The sequence below is a fragment of the Paenibacillus sp. GCM10012306 genome (genome assembly GCF_042649265.1).
Lineage (GTDB): Bacteria > Bacillota > Bacilli > Paenibacillales > Paenibacillaceae > Paenibacillus_AQ.
Genome location: NZ_JBHRYW010000006.1, coordinates 289,604 through 308,762, shown reverse-complemented (window position 1 = coordinate 308,762; position 19,159 = coordinate 289,604). Strand labels below are relative to the sequence as shown.

The window sequence follows — 19,159 nt, the reverse complement described above, 5'->3', positions numbered from 1 at the left end:
TCGTCACAAGGGCTGATTGGGGTCTCGAAAAGGAATTCGAAGCCGTCAAAATCCGCAAAATATTCTCTGGTAATTACCTGATTAGGTGCAACAGACAACAATTCATCGACATACTCTGTTCTTACACCATTCAGATAGAACCCTTGAATCCCGACCGAAGAAACCGTGCTGGAACTACGGTTATCGATTTTGACGATAACATGCTGAGTGGGTCTAATCCCGCTCACAGGCGACACAGCATTCTCTATCGGTCCTGTCGACCAAAAGCTCATTTCTCCATCTCCTTTTTTATAGATTTGGAAACTACGACACTATCATTTTCACTGCATGAATAACTTAGTGCCTTAAATAGTAATATTCTTTGAAACCCCGCACGGTGTAGACTTCCATAACCCTCTCGTAAAGATAGTTCAAATTTAATTTTCAATACTGATTGGTAGAAGAATGGGTTTAACTATTGCTTTCTTGGCAATTTTGGGTATACTAAGAAAAATTGATAATTGATATGACAATCGATGATCGGGAGAGTAGTTATGGGAAGTCAGCCCTCAGCGAGCCGGGAGAGTGAAAGCCGGTGCGGCCCCCATATTGAAGCGCACCCGTGAGATGGATTTCTGAACCGAAGCAGTAGGAAATCCCGGCAGAAGGCCGTTACCCTAATACGAGTGGCTGAACTTAATAGTTCGGCAACAAGGAGTGGTACCGCGAGCGCTTACAGCCCTCGTCTCTTTATAGAGACGGGGGCTGTTTTTTTATTTATAAGGAGGATGTATTTATGTTAAGTCAACACATTAGAGATAGTCTGGAACAAAGTGTGCGGGAAGTCTGCCTAACACTCGGTGTACCTTATACCGGAGGCCCTATCCCCATTGAACAGCCTGCCAGCCTTGAGCATGGTGATTATGCCAGCAGCATTGCACTGCAGCTCGCCAAGACCTTGCGCAAAGCGCCGATGATTATTGCCGGGTTGATAAAGGATACCTTTGAACAGCAAGGTGCCTGTTCTGGCTTGATTCGTGAAGTTGCCGTCGCAGCGCCGGGTTTTGTTAATTTGTATATTCACTGGCCGACTTGGGCACAACACTCTTTTGTGCTTCCCGAGCTCTCGAATGAAAAAATTGTTGTAGAGCATACCTCCATCAATCCCAATAAGGCTGCTCATATTGGCCATCTCCGCAACTCCTGTATCGGGGATACCTTGGTTCGCGTACTGAGAAGAACAGGAAAACAGGTCGAAGTGCACAACTACGTAGATGATCTTGGTAATCAGCTCGCCGATACGGTTGTGGGACTACAAAACATTCCGCTGGAGGGGGAGTATGTTCGCTTCGGGGATTACTGCTGGGATATTTATTCCCAAATAAACAAGGCGTATGCTCTTGAGCCTGGGATGGTGGAGAAACGGTCCGAAACCCTGCATGCCTTGGAAGAAGGCCGCGGAAACACCGCCTGGCTGGGCAATCTCGTGGCCGAGCGGATCGTGCGGGAGCATGTAGAAGAGATGAAAGGCTTCGGAATTGACTATGATCTGCTCGTCTGGGAGAGCAGCATTGTCAGAGAGGGTTTCTGGGCGGCTGCGTTCGACCGACTGTCGCAGACTTCAGCTTTTGTTCAAGAAACGGAAGGAAAGCTTGCCGGCTGTTGGGTGCTGAAACAAGGCACTGGAGAGACAGCAGAAGAAGGTACGGAGAATGGTGAATACCACCAGGATAAAGTGCTGGTTCGCTCCAACGGGATTTTGACCTACACTGCCAAAGATATCGCCTATCATCTGTGGAAATTCGGATTACTGGACAAAGATTTTGCTTATAGCGAATTTGCTGCTGGACTGTGGACTACCGGACTAACCGGACAGTCCATGCCTTATGGGCAGGCGGATGCTGTCATCAATGTGATTGACCATCGCCAGGAATACCCGCAACTGATGGTGAAGCAGGCCCTGCAGGTGCTTGGCTATCCCGAACAAGCGGAGAAGCTCTACCATGTAAGCTACGGTGTAGTCTCACTAAGCCCTGCTTCCGCTGCCGAGCTTGGAATTGATATCTCTGATGGCAAAAACTCCTATGCCATGTCGGGGCGCCAGGGGATCGGCGTGAAGGTCGCTAATCTGATTTCCTTAATGGAAGAGACTATCGAAGAGAGCCGTTCCGATAAAAGCGGTCTATCTAGCCGTATCATTGCTCATGCCGCCATTCGGTACTACCTGCTGCGCTTCAATCTTGGGACAGAGATTGTCTTCGACTTCCGGCAGGCTACTGAAATCTCCGGCAATACTGGCGTCTACCTGATGTACACCTTCGCACGGGCAGGCAGTGTACTTGGTAAAGCCGAAGCGGCAGGAATTACAGTGAATGCAGCGGCTCCATTCCCAAGTACACCAGAAGCGGCAGAGCTTGCCTTGCTGAGACATCTCAGTGCCTGGACAGATACGCTGCATGAGGCTGCACAGGAGCTGGCGCCGAACCTGATCTGTACCTACGCACATACCTTGGCTACGCTGTTTAATAACTTCTATTCACAGTGTCCGATTCTGAAGGGAGAAGAAGACAGCATAAGATTCCGGGTCTGGCTGACTGGCAAGTTCCAGGCCACGCTGGGCGATGCGCTGAACGTATTGGGTCTTCCCGCGCCAAACCGGATGTAGAAGGTTCAAAGGTTAGAAATTGAACAGGCAGCCAGCAATAACCTAAAAAAGTCTCTGGAGCGTTAGTATAACGCGACCACAGAGACTTTTTTAACTTACTATTCTATATTAAGCGAAATTAAGATTCAAACAGAAGATCCGGCGTTGTTAACAGTGAAGAATGTTCTACCTCCCAATTAAGCGCATTTTTGTACCTTATTTTTCTTGAATATAGGCAAAAGAAGAAAATAAGGGCATTATTGTATCTTATTTTTCGCAAAAGCACCCTGAACGGGGTATTCTGGAAGATTTAAGGTACAATATTGCACTTAATTCCCACTAAGCCTGAGTTGTAGAGAGTTTAAGGTACAAAATTGCCGTTAATTACACTCTAGGAATAACATCTAGGCTTGAAGCTACTCAAGACAAAGATTGCTCTGGACTGCGGAACCTGTAACCGTGTCCCCATAAGGTTTGAATGAACTCATTTCCTTCCGGGTAATGGAGGGTCAGCTTTTCACGTAATCGCTTGATATGGGTATCGACTGTGCGCCTATCGTATATTTCCTTCGCCGACGACCTCCATACTTCTCTCAGCAATTCTTCTCTAGAGAACACTTTTTCCGGATTGGTAACTAGAAGATACAGCAGATCGTACTCCTTGCGCGTCAAGTGAATTTCATTTCCTTGTACCCGTATACGGCGAGCACTGGGCTGAATCTTAATTCCCGCAAACAGAATTTCACTGCTTGATGAATCATTAACATGAGAAATGCAGGTTCCAGTCATGCGAGCAACAATACTTTGGATACGTAATAGAACCTCTCTTGGACTAAACGGCTTGACGACATAATCATCAGCGCCCGCCCGAAATCCCTCGATCCGGTCTCCTTCATCGGAGCGTTCAGACAAAATAACAACAGGAACGTCCCCACTATGCTTAACGTATCTGCAGATTTCCAGCCCGCTTATATCTGGCAGCTCGTAGTCTAGCACGATCAAATCGAAATTTCCATGCACAAAACATTTTCGAATAGCTTGAACACCGCTAGCAGCCTCATCTACAATGAAGCTCTCTTTCTCGAGATAGTTTCTCAGTAATGTCCGCACCCGACTATCTCCGTCTATTAACAGAATTCTTTTATTCAAAAAATGAGTCAGGTCGTTCACCTCCGAATCTCTTGATCGACACAGCGAAACTTTATGCCCGATCTTCTCCAACCATCTGCCGCTCAATTCCCTTCATCTCATAGAAGTAACCTTTTTGCTCCATCAACTCTGAGTAGGAACCGCTCTCTACAATCTTCCCCTGATCCATCACTATGATTTGATCCATTTTGTCCAGACCGATAAGTCGATGACAAATCAACAGAAGTGTATCTTCAGCCGCTTGTTCGTAAATATGACCGAAAACACGTTGTTCTGTCACATAATCCAGAGATGAAGTAGGCTCATCCAGTACCCATAGCTTTCCTTTCCGAAGCATTGCTCGTGCTAGAGCCAAACGCTGTTTCTCACCGTCGGACAAGTTCTCACCATTCTCGTATACCACATCCGTCAACGATTTATTTGGAAGTTCTGCCTTGCACAGAATCGCAGTCAACACTTCATCAGAATACGCTTCGCCTTGGAGCAGCAGATTGTCTCTAATGGTTCCCCGAAAAAAATGATTATGTTGTAAAACCACATTCGCCGCTGCCCAAATGCTAGTTTCGTTCAGATCCTTGAGCAACACATCATTGATTTGGATTTGCCCTTCGGTTGGTGTACGCAGCTTCAGCAGCAGATCAATGATCGTTGATTTTCCTGAGCCGCTCGGCCCGACAATTGCCGTTTTGGAGCCCGGAGGAAGTTCCAGCGAAATGTTCTTTAATGCAGGACGCCACTCCCCTTCATATTGAAACGCCACATCGGATAGCTTAACCGAGACTCCTTGATGAACGGACAGCAGACCGCCTGATGGCGAAGGTACCTCATTAGCAGCTTTGACTGTTTCTGTAAGCCTATTGGCAGCATGTTCACTATCCTGCTTGTATGCAGGCAATGTAGCCATTGCCGCAGCTTCTTCAAATACTGTTAGTGAAGCCATGACTAGCATGGCAAGAAAGACTCCGGCAAGTTGTCCAGCCGTGATCAGCCAAGCACCAAGCGCCAGTACCCCCCAGGAAATTAAAAATGTAACAAAGGTATGCAGGGATTGTCCAAGGAGCAAATGACCTGCTTCTCGCCGCTGCTCGGCCGCTAAATCTGCTGAGAGATGCCCAAGCTGCTCTTCCCGCTGTTTTAATTGACCATATACTTTTAATTCACGAAAACCATACAGGACTTCGGTAAACTCTGTTGAAAGTGCTGCTCGTTGTTCACGAACACGGCCAATTATTTTTCGCTGGCCAATCAGGACGATGGCAGGAACAACAAAGGCGATAACAAGCATCCCAAGCACGAATAACGCTGCAATCCAGATAGAGAATACCGATGTAAACAGAACCGTTGCCAAAAAAACCATCACGACAATGACCGGCGGATAGGCGACGCGTAAAAAATAAAATTGTAGGCTCTCCACATCCCCCACGATCTGGGCAAGCAGATCCCCACTGCGCTTTTTATTCAATACACCTGGTGTTAAGGGAATGAGCTTTGCAAAAAAGGTGGTTCGTAACCGACTTAGCATAGAGAATGTCGCGCGATGGGAATACAGCCGCTCTCCATAACGGCTCCCCGCACGGAGCAAACCAAGCATTTTGACCAACGATGTCAATACAATCAAGGTATACAGGGGCGGCATAAATACAGTCTGGGAGATCAGATAACCGCTTGTGGAAAAAAGAAACACTCCGGCAATGCCGGCAATAAATCCACCTAAAATGGCAAGAACAATATCTTTCCGCTCCTGTATCATCGCTTTGGATAGAATAGCTAGGTCGTTCATGCCAATCCCCCTTCTCTTTGAACATTGATCATCTCGGCATACTGAGGTAGACGCTGCAGAAGCTCGTTATGCACACCCGAATCTACTAATACGCCATTATCCATAAATAGAATGTTGTCAGCATGCTGTATGGTATACAGCCGATGCGCCACCGTAATCATTGTCGCCCTTTGGGACAGTGTATTTAAGGACTTCTGCAGAATACGCTCTGTGTACAGATCCAAACCAACCGTTGGTTCATCGAATAAGATCAGAGACGGTCGCTTCAGAAAGGCACGGGCCAGAGCCAGACGCTGCTGTTCGCCTCCGGACAGTCCTCTCCCGCCTTCACCAACCAAGGTATCATAGCCATGCTCCAACTGGGCGGCGAGACCAGCAAGTCCAGCCTCCGACGCGGCCTGCTCGATTTCTGCTCTGGAGACATTCCGGCTAGTACCAATGGCAATATTCTCAGCGAGCGTGCCGGCAAAAATATACGGATGTTGCGTAATATAGCTGATTCGTTCGAACCATTCGGTTTCAGTGAATTGTGAAATCAGATTACCGCTCACCAGAATCTCTCCAGAATCTGGTCTGAGCAAGCCGGCAATGAGATGAAGTAGGGTCGTTTTACCTGAGCCGCTTTTGCCCACAATCGCCACGTTCTCTCCTTGTTCAATCGTTACAGATGGTATGTGAAGTTCAAACGACTCGGGAAGATAACGGAATGTAATGTTATCCAGCCTGATGGATGGAGGCATGCTAATGACATCCAACTGGAATTCGGCATTCCTTGTTCCTTCCTTTTCTTCTTTCAGTCCCTGACTTTCCCCATCCGTTGCAACCATCATCTGTTCAACCTTCCGGATCGCTCCCATGCTTGTACGGCCACTATGAAAGGCTGTTCCTGTATTTTTGAAAAGACTATAGTATTCAGGAACAAGCAGAAGGATCAAGAAGGCTGTATGAAAAGTAATCGATTTAAAAATGAGCAATTGAATAGCCAACTCCAGAGCGACAATCCCAATGCTTAACATCACGACGGTCTCCAGCATAAATGTGTTCGTAAACGCAATTCTCAGAATACTCATCGTTGCATCCCGGTACCCCATACTGCTGCGTTCAATTTCTTCCTGCTGGCGCTGGGCCTGCCCGAATATTTTCAACGTCACCAGTCCTCGAACCGCGTTGAGAAACGTACCTGAGAACTCAGCGAGCTGAGCATACTTCTCTTCAGATTTATTCTTGGTCTTTAGTCCGGCCAGAATCATGAATAGAGGGATAAAGGGCGCTGTGCACAGCATGATAAAACCAGAATTCGCATGCTGGGTAAAAACAACTATTAAAATAAGCACTGGAATCATAGAAACCTCGATCATACGAGGCATATATTGACTGAAATAGCTGTCAGCCTCATCCACGGCATCCAGTGCAATACTTACCTTTTCCCCTGCTTGTCCACGAATGGCAGAAGGAATGGAAGACTGAACCATATTCTGCAAGAGCGCTGCCCGCATATTTCTTTTCGCGCTAGCAGCCATGTTCAAGCCAATCCTTCCGTTTCCATAGGATAATAGACTCCGTACAGCCATAACAGCCAGCAGTGCTCCCAGCAGAGCAACAACTGACGAAAGTGCTTCCCCTTGCACAAAGATCCGCTGAACTGCATTCGCTAGCAGCGCAGCCTGGCCTACAATAGCTACGCCGAGCCCCAGAGAGAGAACGGCGAGGATAGCGAGGCGATTCCTTTGCATAGACATTTGTTTAGAGATCAGACTTGTTTTCCCCTTCACGTTCCTTCCCCTCCTTTAATGTTTTCCCTTTACATAATCCGCATCAAAGAGAAAAAGCCTGAACACTAGAATAAGTGAAGGGATCAGCAGACATAGCCCTCCGACAAAGGCAATAATTAAGGCAATGGCCATAGACGGCGAAGTGGCACTATTCTGGATCGTAATGTAAGGATCAATGATATAAGGGTACTGCCCAATCCCGTACGCAAAGAAAGCGCAGAAGAATTGCAGCATGACACATATAAAAGCCAAACCGTAGCGGCGCCCATTGTACAGCAGCCACATTGCCGTCATAAAGAATCCAACGGAAATCGCCAGTAGCCACCATAAATCCATCATGTTCTGAAAATGACGCTCATTGTGCTGACCAAGGTAAATAAAAGCAGTCAGTGCAACAATAATGGTTGGCGTACTCCAAAACAGCGCGTAGCTCCGCAGCAGCTTCAATGCACTATGATCCTCTGCGCGAGAAGCGTAAAAAGCTAGAAATGATCCGCTGATGAACAGCACAGATGTAATAGCTAGCCCAACAATGCTCCAGGATAACGGGCTTGTAAACAACGCCCAGTAATCAAGCACAACGCTACCCTGCTCTTTTACTATAAATCCACCCTCAGATAAGGTGAGCGCTACCGATAAGGATGCTGGAATAAGCAAACCGGAAGCTCCATATAGAAACAAATATACGATGCTGCTTTTGGCCCCGTAATTCTCAAAAGCATAGAACGACCCGCGAATCGCAAGCAGAATCACAGCAATGCTTCCCGGAACAAGCAACGCAGAACCATAGTAGTAGGCAGTATCAGGGAAAAAACCAACAATGCCTATATAGAAAAAGACAAAGAAGACATTCGTAATCTCCCAGACAGGGGATAAATAACGTGAAATCAGACGATTAATTAAGTGGTCCTGCTTGGTCAGGCGAGCATAGAAAGCAAAGAATCCTGCTCCAAAATCAATAGAAGCTACTATTAAATAGCCATACAAGAACAGCCAGAGCACCGAGATCCCAATCAATTCATAATTCATTACGCGTGCTCCCCTTCTTCAGTAGTCGGATTACGCTTAGTCTTGGCCCACTTCTCCATCTCGACTTCTGCCGGATTATTGTTAAACAAGCGTCTTAACACAACAACACACATGGTCCCTAGTACGATGTAAAGAAGCAAGAAGAAGAAAAATAAAATCCTCACACTCGGCGAAGAGGTCGCTGCTTCATCTACGCGCATATATCCCCGGATGATCCAGGGCTGCCGCCCCATCTCGGCATAAAACCAACCTAACTCGACGCCCATAAAAGCGAGCGGTGCACCCAGTGCAACTATTCGAAGCAGCCACTTGTTGAACTCATGACGTTTTTTCAAGAATGCAAAGAAAAAATAAAGCAGGGAAATACCCAATAGCGCAAATCCGATTCCGGCCATGGAATCAAAGAAGTAATGAATGAGCAACGGAGGCCATTCCGCTTCCGGGAATTGATCAAGACCTGTAACCGTCGCATTAAAGTCGCCAAAAGCCAGGAAGCTAAGGAATTTGGGGAGATGAAGTGCACCTATGACTTCATGCTCAGCGTTAAGGAAACCTAATAAAATCAAATCTGCGCCCTTTTCAGTTTTGAAATGCCATTCCCCGGCAGCCAGCTTTTCCGGTTGATGCTCTGCCAAAAATTTAGCCGAGATATCTCCTGCTAATGTATTGAACAAGCTGAACAGCAAAACAACCCACATCATAAGTTTCAAGGCTTTTCGATGGTAGTCCGTTACACCTTTTCTCAGCATCGTAAAAGCAGCAATTCCCGCTAAGAGAGCAGCTCCTGTCAAATAAGCTGAACTTAATACATGAGAAACCTTAGAAAATGTTGCAGCGTTCAACATGGCTTGTATCGGATTGACAGCTGTGAATTGGCCGGCATTCATTACAAAGCCTTGGGGCTGATTCATGAATCCGTTTACTGTTGTGATAAACACAGCGGACATGCCCGCCCCCAAGACAATTGGGATTGTCAGTAAACAATGAATATACGGGTTTTTGAAGCGATCCCATGTATACAAGTAGATTCCTAGAAAGATAGCCTCAAAAAAGAAAGCGAACACCTCTAAAAATAACGGGAGTGCGATGACATTCCCCGCCATTTTCATAAAATTCGGCCATACTAACGCTAGTTGTAATGAAATCGCGGTGCCTGTCACGACACCTACTGCTACGGAAATAATAAATCCTCGTGACCACCTCTTGGCCATCAGTGTATAGTGAGGATCTTGCTTGCGGATACCAATGAACTCAGCAATGGCAATCATTAGCGGTATACCTACGCCAAGTGTTGCGAAAATAGCATGGAATCCCAGGGTCATCCCTGTCACCAGTTTGCTCCAGAGTACCGTATCTACTCCCATACGCTAATGCCTCCCTTCTAACTCTATTGAGATATTAAATACCAGAATTACTCTACTCAGCGTCTCCGTTTTGTTTTATTCATAAACCTCTTATGCTACTCGTTATGAGCTAAAAGAGATTTTTTTCACAAGTTAGACAAAAAGCTTAATGTATTATTACGAATCCTGATATTTAAAATTATTATATCTTCGACTTGAATCAATTCAATTGCGGTCACGACTTCGTCTTTAAACGTTCAAGAAAGGATCAACTCTTTCTGACAACTACGTGAATATCATAGAAATAAACCAAACGAGCTATTGATTGTTGCCTATTGTACTGGTAAGACTTCTGAATAAAGCAAATCCCCCGCAAGAAGTCACTCGATCCAAGTGTCTTTCTTACGGGGGATTATTTTTATTAATTAAATGGAAGGAACATGATATACATATCCGACAAAACACCGTCTTTTAGGCGAAAACCTTTGGGAATTGTGCCTATAGTCTGAAATCCTACCTTCTGATATGTGTGAATTGCCCCGATGTTTCCCGCAACAACCGCATTAAATTGCATTCCGCTAAAACCTAATTCTCTTGCTTGTTCAACTGATTTTTTCACCAGCGGTTCAGCTAATTTCTTACCACGGTACTCTTCTGAGATCGCATAGCTGGCATTAGCAATATGGCTGCATCTACCTATATTATTCGGATGCAAAGTATAATAACCAGCTAATTTATCATCTACTAGAATACATGTAACGCCAGACTGATCCTTCAGCATATCCTCAAATTCTGACTCTGTATAAAGATCTTCGCCAGGAAAAGCAACACCGTCTACTAAAATATCATTCCAGATATCGACCATTAACCCAATGTCATCCTTCTTATAAGATTGGAAAGTAATGTTCATTTTGTGCTCCTTTATTTTGGTATATCTTAAAACTTACAATATAATAATAACAACGCAGAACATTAATTAACTTCAAATATCTCATCTTTTTATATAGATATTTAATCATTTTCGAGGAGTAGCCATGAATAAAGAATTACATGAAAACAATCGATATCAAGATAATCTATTCCCGTTCGAAATGTATACAGTTACTCGATTTAAGTGCATTCCTCATGGGAGGGGATTTAATGATCTTCATTGGCACGAAGAATTACAGTTTACTTTAGTCACAAGTGGACGGATAACCATCCAAATAAACGGCAATAACTACACACTCTGTTCAGGAGATGCGATTTTTATTAACAAAGGTTTGCTTCACGTAACTACGGATATTTCTGACGATGGAGAATATGTAAGCTTTAACTTTCCCGAAAAACTCCTTTGCTTTTTTTCTGATAGTCGTATGGAATATAACTATGTTCAGCCATATACAAACTCATTCGTATTTCCAACGGTTGTACTAAGCAAAAATGTGGGTTGGCAAGCAGATATTTTAAATGTTTTGCGGAATTTAAAACGAATCCATAATGAGGCACGATATTTCGGTTGGGAGTATGAAGTTTCAAACTTGTTAACTTGTATATGGTTTAAGCTAATAAGTAACGTTATTTTGCAAAAGGATAAATTGCATAATAAAACTCTGATACAACAGCAAGAACGTATCCAATTATTAATATCTTATATCCACCAAAATTTCTCCAATAATATTAATTTAGCGGATATCGCAAAAGCCGCAAACATTAGCCTTGCAGAATGTAATAGATGTTTTCGTAAAGTGGTTCATACAACCCCGTATAATTATCTGATTGAATACCGTATTAAACGTAGTTTAGACCTGCTAAAATCAACGAACTTAACTATTACTGACATAGCTACCCGTGTTGGTTTTAATCACGTTAACCACTTCATACAATCTTTTAAAAGAAACCAAGGAGTTACTCCAAAAGAATATAGAAATTCAATTTGAGCTACAACAACATCCCCCGGCTTCAGCGGCAAGAACATGATCCAGTCAGATTCTCTAGCAAATCAATGATTGGAAGAATAGCTTGATGAAGAAAAAAAGAGGCAATTCCGGCTGGTCAGCCAGGAATCGCCTCTTTTACAGTTATAGAACGCTCTTTCTTACAGGTAAATCTCTACGACATTGCCCTCAGCTTTGCTGAACTGGTCATAGTCTTTACGCTCGATGCGAACACCTCCGCTGCGGTAGCGGTTGTGGTTGTCTTTGGTAGCAACATCATTACCATTCACAGTAACGCGCGTGATTTCTCCACCCGTCAGATGATAGATAAAGTCCACCTTCGCTCCAGCGAATTCAAAAGCTAACTTCAGACCGTCAAGCGAGTCCGGCAGAACCGGATCGAGGATCAGATCTCCGCCCTCTTGGCGGATACCAAGTGCGTTGGAGATAAGCTGGTTCATATAGATCCCAGGACCGCTAGAATAGATTCTCCAGCCGCCTTTTACCTGAACATCACCGGTACGCAGCTTGCCAAAGCCTTCTTGCGCTTCGTAACGAGTATTGAATTTACCGTCCGAACTACTGAAGTAAGAGTTCGCTTGGCGCAATTCAGCATTCGGCACTACATCACGGATACCGATCGGGTTGATGGCAGCCAGTCCACTCCAGACCTGATCATTCTTGCCCAGCTTGGCCATTGCTTCCACATAGCGGATATGTGCATGCACATACTGAAGTCCGATTTCGCGGCCGAAATTCGAAGCCTGCTCTGCACGTTTGAAATGCTTGCTAACGCCGCCGACATATTGAGCCGGACGGTTCATCAACCGCACACCGTCAGGACAGAACAATTTATCTTGAATCACTGCATAGTGGGCTTCAGCCTGTTCAGGCGTCAGCAGCTCACTGATCATGCTGCGTGTCATCGGCAAGAGACGATATTGAATACCTGTCTCGGTATCGCTTGGATGTACCATCAGCTTCACTTGTTCCGGGTCTTCCATGTAGAGGAAGCCAGGGATAACTTCGGATTGCAGCATATGCGTGTTGAAATCCTCACGGATGCCTTCTGCCAGTTTGCCAAGCTCCTGTGCTGTTTCAGGCTCAACAGTCTCCAGCACTTTGGAGAAGCGGCTGAGCGTCTGATAGGTCAAGGCAACCGTCCAACTGCTCACCATATATTGCTTGAGCTGCGGGTTCGCAGGCTGCAATGTATCATCCCAGTCCCCGTCTCCGTAGGAGGATAGATGAGTATCATGCAGGAAATGACTTTGGATATAGCCGATCTCCTTACGGGCATGATCCAGCAGGCTTGCGGTCTCCTCTGTGAAGTCGAAGCTGTGCTTACGAGTGTATGGCAGCTGCTCCTGCAGGATTCCATAATCACGAGTTACCGCCAGGTAATCGCCCAGTACTTTGAGCGGCCAAACGATAATGTCGCCATGGCTCTCTTCCTGTTGAATCTTCGTGTACTTATCGAACATGAACCATTGTGGCCAGTTGCCATCATCCTCATATTGGTGAGCGAAGATGGTCAGGATGATCTCACGAACCTGTTCATACTTATGCGTAGCCATGAAGTATTCAACCGGTCCTTGGCAGACGTCACGTGTTCCCCATGCCGCGCCGCCGTACTGCTCCAGACCATGTGGTACAGAATAGTGAACTAGCATATTATGCGTATACCACCAGGCCAGAGCGTTTACCTTGAACAGATCGCCTTCTTCACCGTTCTTGTTACTCAAATGGAACCCGTTCATAACTCCGGTATAGAATTCACGATAGGAAGCAATCTCCGCTTCCACTGTCGTATGGCGTTCAGGAAGAGCTTCTCCGTTAAGCAGACCTTGAATGCTCAAAGTCCACTCCGCACTAGACGACAGTTCCAGCACAGCTAGTGGTGCCTTCTCAGGGGCAACTCCGGTAACCAGCTTGGACTCATCGGTCAGCGTCAGTTCAGCACCTTGCAATTGGAAACGGTACTGCAGCTCAGGATATACGCCAGCGCTTAGCGATTCACTGTCTGCCTGGAAGATGATACTGCCATTCTCCTGCTTCACTTTGTAAGCCAGTTCATATTCGTTGACATTCATCGTAATCTGGTTTGTTACCAAATAACGATAGGCTTTACCGCTCTCTGCCCGAACATTCAGCAACAGCTCAGGCTCATTCGCTGTCGTATAGTTCGTAATAATGAAGACCTCATTCTCGGTCTTGTAGTGCCAACGGGCATAGTTGAAGCCAATCTCGAACAGGGATGGCATTGTCAACAGTCTGTACTGTCCATCGATCTGTACATAAATCCGCTGACCCGATACTTTCGCAATATTCAGCGCATTTCTTGGATTGGTCATCAGTTTGTTGAAATTCGTATTGCCGATAACGACCTGGGAGTTGAAAATCCCGTACATATAAGAAGTAGTAGTAATGACTTTATCGTTGAGACGGGCATTGTCGCCACTCATCAGAATGTGACCATGCGGACGCTCTACAAGCAGCTCTTTTTCCTTCAAGACAACATGCTCATAAGTATCTGTGAAGAAGGACAACAGCGTATCCCCATCCCATTCTTCCTGATGACGAACCGGATACAAGGCATTGATTTCTTCCGTAGTCAACGACAGAGCAGCCAGCGGTGCCCCTAGCTCAGACGTTAAGGCAGGACGTTCAGCCACTGCTCCGCCTTGGACCTCGGCATCTTTTACCGCGTTCCATGCGGCAGTGATCTCGTCTGCGAATTCCAGTCCAGTTACTGCATCCTGGTGGTTCTCCTTGAACAAACCGTAGAAGACAAAGCGGGCATTACCGTCCAGCTTCACCCGTGGTGATTGCAGCGCCGTATAGGCAAACTCATATTGATACACTTCGTTCGCCAGCTTCTCGCGGCTTAAAGATTCCGGTTCGTTCGTCTCCTTGTAAGACAGGCCGAAGAATTGGAACCCGTCCGTCGAGAACCCAGTTGCTCCAGTCAGGGAACCTTGCTGTAAATACGGGAATTTCCCGCCTTGCGGCTGGTTTTGTCTAGAGCAAACGACGTAACCCTTAGTGCTATCTTCAAATACTGCATGGTCAATGTATTGCGACAAATAGGCTTCATTACTGCGAACCGCGCCGATATCAGCAATACCGACATCCTGGCCGTAGACCAGATCAACATCAGCATCGCTGCCCGTCAGCTTCACATCCCAGAACCAGATACTGTCCGAACCCAGGGTGAAGACCACTTGATATTCCACATGTCCGGCTTTGCCTTCCCAAACTACACAGTTGCCGTCCTGACGAACCGTGCTGGAAGAACGGATGCCTAGCAGTGGAAAAGCTTGAATACCCTCGTTACTGTGCAAACGCAGGTAGAGATTGGACAGCGAGCCATCCAGCAAGTTTGATAAAAGCTGGTTGATCATCGTCCGTCCGTATGAAGCTTTGAATACATCCCCGCTATTCAGAAAAGTAAACGACAGTTCTCCAGTACTCAGGGAGATGTTGGTGTTGTTAGTTGTCATTCCTGATCACTCCTATCCTTTACGACAGCACATGCTGTATATTTTCTACTGCAGCCTTCTCCAGGCGGAAGCTGTGGCTCTTCACATCTCGGCTATTTGGTCCGACGAACAATTGGAATTGTCCCGGATCACTAACAAAGCTGAGATCACTGTGATGATAACGAAGCTGTTCTTCTGTAAGTGTGAAGTGAATCTCTCTGCTCTCTCCAGGCAGGAGACTAACTTTGGCAAAATCCTTCAGTTCCTTAACTGGTCTGACTACTTCACCCGAAATATCGCGAGTGTAGAGCTGCACAATATCTTGCCCAGCAACAGTTCCGGTATTGGTGACAGTTATCGACACCTGAAGCGGCTGCTCCTTGGACATGGTTCCAGAAGATACTACTGGTTCACTATAATTAAAGGTTGTATAACTGAGACCGTAGCCAAACGGCAGCAGCGGCTCATTCGGAATATCGAGATATTGCGAGACATAACGTCCATCGGCATCCGGCGAATCCACAGGACGACCTGTGTTGAAATGGTTATAGTATACCGGGATTTGCCCCACCGATACCGGGAAGGACATACTCAATCGGCCCGAAGGGTTCTCGTCGCCGTAGAGCAAGCTTGTAATTGCCGCTCCTCCTTCACTACCTGGGAACCAAGCTTCCAGGATGGCGTCTGCTGTCTCATATACACCACCGAGATCCAGTGGGCGGCCATTGAACAGCACGACAGCGATTGGCTTGTCCAGTGCCTTCAAGCGAAGTAGTAATTCTCTTTGCGCTTCTGGCAAACGGATATCGGCACGGCTGCCCGCCTCACCGCTCATTTCGGAGCTTTCCCCGAGTGCCAGCACGATAACATCTGCAGCCAGCGCAGCGGCTTCAGCCTCCTGCCATTGCTCTTCAGTCATGCTCTCTATGCCTGAGCCTTCGGCAACGGTAATGTGATCCGCGCCAACCCGTGCAATCATTGCTGCTTCCAGCTTGACAGCATCCTCCATAGATCCGGTCCAAGACCATGGTCCAAGAATGTCACCACTGCGTGCGAAAGGACCAATCAGTGCCACCTTCTGGTCTCCCGAAAGAGGCAGTACACCGTCATTCTTCAAGAGCACACTAGATTTAACAGCCAGTTCACGCGCGGCAGTACGGTGCTCCTCACAGAACACAACCTCACGCTCAGCCTCCGGATCAGCAGCGCGATAAGGATTCTCGAACAATCCCAGCTTCTGCTTCAGCTTCAGAATGCGAAGTACAGATTCATCAATCAGCTTCTCATCTACCAGACCGTTACGTACAAGGGCTGGCAACTGGTGTACATAGCAGGCGGTCATCATTTCGATATCCACTCCAGCGCGAATAGCCTTCAGAGCAGCCTCGGCTTCATCCTCGGCAACACCATGCGGAATCAGTTCCTTCACTGCACCCCAATCAGAGATCAGGATCCCGTCAAAGCCCCATTCTTCACGCAGCAGTTCGCGCAGCAGCTTCGCATTTCCGCTAGCCGGAATCCCGTCAATAGTGTTGAACGAGGTCATCACCATTTCACAGCCTTCATCCAGCGCCGCACGATAGGCCGGCAAATAATACTCACGCATATGGCGTTCGGACAAATCTACCGTATTGTAATCACGTCCAGCTTCAGAGAGGCCATAAGCAGCAAAATGCTTAATGCAGGCCGCTACACGGTCCTTATCCCCTGCCAGATCGCTACCCTGAAAGCCGCGAACAAACGCGCGGGCGAACAGACTGTTCAGATGCGGGTCCTCGCCTGTGGACTCCATCACTCTACCCCAGCGTGGATCACGCACCAGGTCAGCCATCGGCGCATAGGTCACATGTACACCCGAGACCGCAGCTTCCTTAGCAGCAACGGCTGCGCTGCGCTCGGCCTCTTCTAAGTCCCAAGAACAGCCAATTGCCAGTGGTACCGGGAAAATCGTCTTGAAGCCATGAACGATGTCAGCCATCATTAGTAGCGGAATGCCCAGTCTGTTCTTGCGCAGATGAGCTTTCTGCACGGCAATTACCTGCTCCGCCCCTGCCAGACCAAGCACAGAACCACTGCTCTCTATCATTTGATCTGTCATGCCCATCGCTTCCATAGGGCCAGTAATCTGCCCTCCGCTCTCCGCCCCTTCATAGAAGTTAGCGGCTAGCTGTTGCAATTGAGCAATCTTCTCCTCAAGTGTCATCTGATTTAACAAGATGACCAGTTGCCGATCGTCCATCTCAAGTCCTCCGTTGTATAAATACTATATATAATGTCTGATAAAAGAACCCGGATGCAGAAATTCGCACCCGGGTTCAGTAGCGGTTCGGCCCGGGCGAGCCCGGGAAGACGGGGGATCATCACTTCCCGTCCGCACGATTAATTGAAATTACTAACCACGCTTGGTTCCTCCGCGCATGGGACAGGAATTACTTTTTCAAGTTGTTCAATTCATCAAGAACAGGTTGTACAAGTGACATTTTGCTGTTAACCCAGTCTTTCCAGTTCTTTTCAAGATCGCCTGGTTGCAGAATCAGGTTAGTATACTCGGTAGCATAGTCGAAGGACGCTTGGTTCTTGGCTTTGGAATCATACAATTGGAAATCCCAGTCGTAGTCAGCAAGTGATTTGTCTTTCATTCCAAGCTCGGCTTTTTCCTTGAACAATTGCACTGAACGCTCACGGTACTCTTTCTTGATGCCAGGGTTAACGATGCTGAAGTCATCCGCCAGGACATACAGTCCTTCAAAACGGTTTGGATATTTCTTATCCAGCGTTTGTCCCTCAGGAAGAAGGCTCACTAGCTCCTGATTGTCACCATACTTCCAGTCTTTTCCTTCAAAGCCCATGTTAACAATCAAGTTGCCTTCTTTAGCTGTTGTGTATTCCATGAAGTCCATGATGCGCTCGAATTTCTCTTTGCTGATGTTTGGCGAGAAGATTACGGCAGACCAGAAGTTAACTTGCTCCAGGTTGCGGTATTTGCCATCATCGCCAAGTACGATAGCGGTATGCACGACATCATCGCTGTTCAAGCCGAGGTTGTCTTTCATTCTTTGGTCCATGTCTTTTCTGTAGGAAGCCAGACCGCCAAGACTAGTAATACCGGATACACCGTTAACATTGAACTTTTGGTTAGCTTCACCGTTCTTCCAAGTGTAGAACTCTGGGTGCAGCAGACCTTCTTTATAAGCTTGTTGCAGATCCTTTAAGCCTGTTAGAGTCTCTTGGTTAGCAGGTCCCCATTGGTATTTGCCATCCGCATCTTTGTAGAAAGCAGATTCCACACGGGAATGTGCACTGTTAGCCATAATAATGTTAGTCAGTGCATCGTTAACATCATAAGAGATAGGAACCAGATTCGCGCCAACCTTGCCTGGATCTTTTTCTTTAAGCAGTCTTGCGAATTCCATCAGTTCGCTTGTAGTGTAAGCATCCTTTATCGGGAAACCCACTGCTTTGGCCCAGTCGGAACGAAGGGCGATAACGCCGATTTGGTTCACAAGCGGATCAGCCGGTTTGTTCTCGTTGTATACCGGTCTTGGCAGAACATAAGTACCACCGACCAGTTCTTCCAGCTTGTCACCAAGTCCAGTCAGCTTGTAAGCTGCTGCTACGTTTGGCCAACGCTCTTTCCAGTTATCCGGAAGTTTGTACAACAGACCTTGATCAATATAATTGAGGGCATCGCCGTGAACATAGTTCCAGCTCGCTACGTCCGGCAGATCGCCAGAGTTGATCCACAGGCGCAGCTTCTCTGCCCAGGAATCCCACTCTACGTAGTTGTAATCCCATTTGATGTTGAACTTATCAGTAAAATATTTATGGAATTCATTATCGAAATCAGTGTTTGCCGTTTTGATCGTGCTGGCAATGGAAATATTCAAGTTATCTTTGTAACCATCAGTAGGATTTCCGTAATCGGAGTTGCCTGCTTCAGCAGCATTGTTGCCCGAGTTCGAACATGCTGCCAGCAAGACCATGGAAGTACCTAGTACTGCTGCCAAAATCGTTCTGACTGACTTTCTTTTGAATGTGTTCATGATAGACCTCCTGTTTGTGTGT

At 46.6% G+C, this 19,159-nt stretch carries 11 protein-coding genes and 1 other annotated feature; of the genes, 2 read left to right on the top strand and 9 right to left on the bottom strand.

Annotation, left to right across the window (positions count from 1 at the left end; all coding sequences use genetic code 11):
* Nucleotides 1-506 precede the first annotated feature (506 nt).
* Nucleotides 507-732: a binding site (T-box leader), on the top strand.
* A 43-nt stretch (nt 733-775) separates the two neighbouring features.
* Complete coding sequence (locus ACFORK_RS15765; RefSeq protein WP_379200492.1) at nt 776-2,644, top strand: arginine--tRNA ligase; 1,869 nt, start codon at nt 776-778, stop codon at nt 2,642-2,644.
* A 399-nt stretch (nt 2,645-3,043) separates the two neighbouring features.
* Here ACFORK_RS15765 and ACFORK_RS15760 read toward each other — a convergent pair whose 3' ends face one another.
* The 6 genes from ACFORK_RS15760 to ACFORK_RS15735 form a co-directional block, all read right to left on the bottom strand.
* Nucleotides 3,044-3,772 carry a response regulator transcription factor gene (locus ACFORK_RS15760; RefSeq protein ID WP_379200489.1) on the bottom strand — a complete coding sequence of 243 codons (729 nt, stop codon included), beginning with the start codon at nt 3,770-3,772 and terminating at the stop codon, nt 3,044-3,046.
* A gap of 52 nt (nt 3,773-3,824) precedes the next feature.
* Entirely contained in the window at nt 3,825-5,552 is a 1,728-nt protein-coding gene (gene cydC / locus ACFORK_RS15755; protein ID WP_379200487.1) for a thiol reductant ABC exporter subunit CydC, read from the bottom strand.
* Nucleotides 5,549-7,324, bottom strand: a complete 1,776-nt coding sequence (gene cydD, locus ACFORK_RS15750; protein ID WP_379200485.1) for a thiol reductant ABC exporter subunit CydD — start codon at nt 7,322-7,324, stop codon at nt 5,549-5,551. The genes cydC and cydD overlap by 4 nt, the downstream gene beginning before the upstream one ends.
* A gap of 15 nt (nt 7,325-7,339) precedes the next feature.
* On the bottom strand, nt 7,340-8,353 hold the full coding sequence (locus ACFORK_RS15745; protein ID WP_379200482.1) for a cytochrome d ubiquinol oxidase subunit II: 1,014 nt from the start codon (nt 8,351-8,353) through the stop codon (nt 7,340-7,342).
* On the bottom strand, nt 8,353-9,717 hold the full coding sequence (locus tag ACFORK_RS15740; RefSeq protein ID WP_379200480.1) for a cytochrome ubiquinol oxidase subunit I: 1,365 nt from the start codon (nt 9,715-9,717) through the stop codon (nt 8,353-8,355). Before ACFORK_RS15740 ends, ACFORK_RS15745 begins: the two co-directional genes overlap by 1 nt.
* Nucleotides 9,718-10,117: 400 nt before the next feature.
* Nucleotides 10,118-10,606: a GNAT family N-acetyltransferase gene (locus tag ACFORK_RS15735; protein WP_379200478.1), complete on the bottom strand. Its 489-nt coding sequence runs from the start codon at nt 10,604-10,606 to the stop codon at nt 10,118-10,120.
* A gap of 124 nt (nt 10,607-10,730) precedes the next feature.
* On the opposite strand from ACFORK_RS15735, the gene ACFORK_RS15730 reads away from it, so the two are divergent.
* The gene (locus tag ACFORK_RS15730) at nt 10,731-11,615 is read left to right on the top strand and encodes an AraC family transcriptional regulator (protein ID WP_379200475.1); all 885 of its coding nucleotides are present in this window, start codon (nt 10,731-10,733) and stop codon (nt 11,613-11,615) included.
* 158 nt (nt 11,616-11,773) lie between these two features.
* Here the strand turns inward: ACFORK_RS15730 and ACFORK_RS15725 are convergent, their stop codons facing one another.
* The 3 genes from ACFORK_RS15725 to ACFORK_RS15715 all read right to left on the bottom strand — a co-directional run bounded on the left by ACFORK_RS15725 (nt 11,774) and on the right by ACFORK_RS15715 (nt 19,137).
* Entirely contained in the window at nt 11,774-15,115 is a 3,342-nt protein-coding gene (locus tag ACFORK_RS15725; protein ID WP_379200473.1) for a GH36-type glycosyl hydrolase domain-containing protein, read from the bottom strand.
* A gap of 19 nt (nt 15,116-15,134) precedes the next feature.
* On the bottom strand, nt 15,135-17,333 hold the full coding sequence (locus ACFORK_RS15720) for a glycoside hydrolase family 3 N-terminal domain-containing protein (RefSeq protein WP_379200471.1): 2,199 nt from the start codon (nt 17,331-17,333) through the stop codon (nt 15,135-15,137).
* A gap of 190 nt (nt 17,334-17,523) precedes the next feature.
* Entirely contained in the window at nt 17,524-19,137 is a 1,614-nt protein-coding gene (locus tag ACFORK_RS15715) for an extracellular solute-binding protein (RefSeq protein ID WP_379200469.1), read from the bottom strand.
* Nucleotides 19,138-19,159 lie beyond the last annotated feature (22 nt).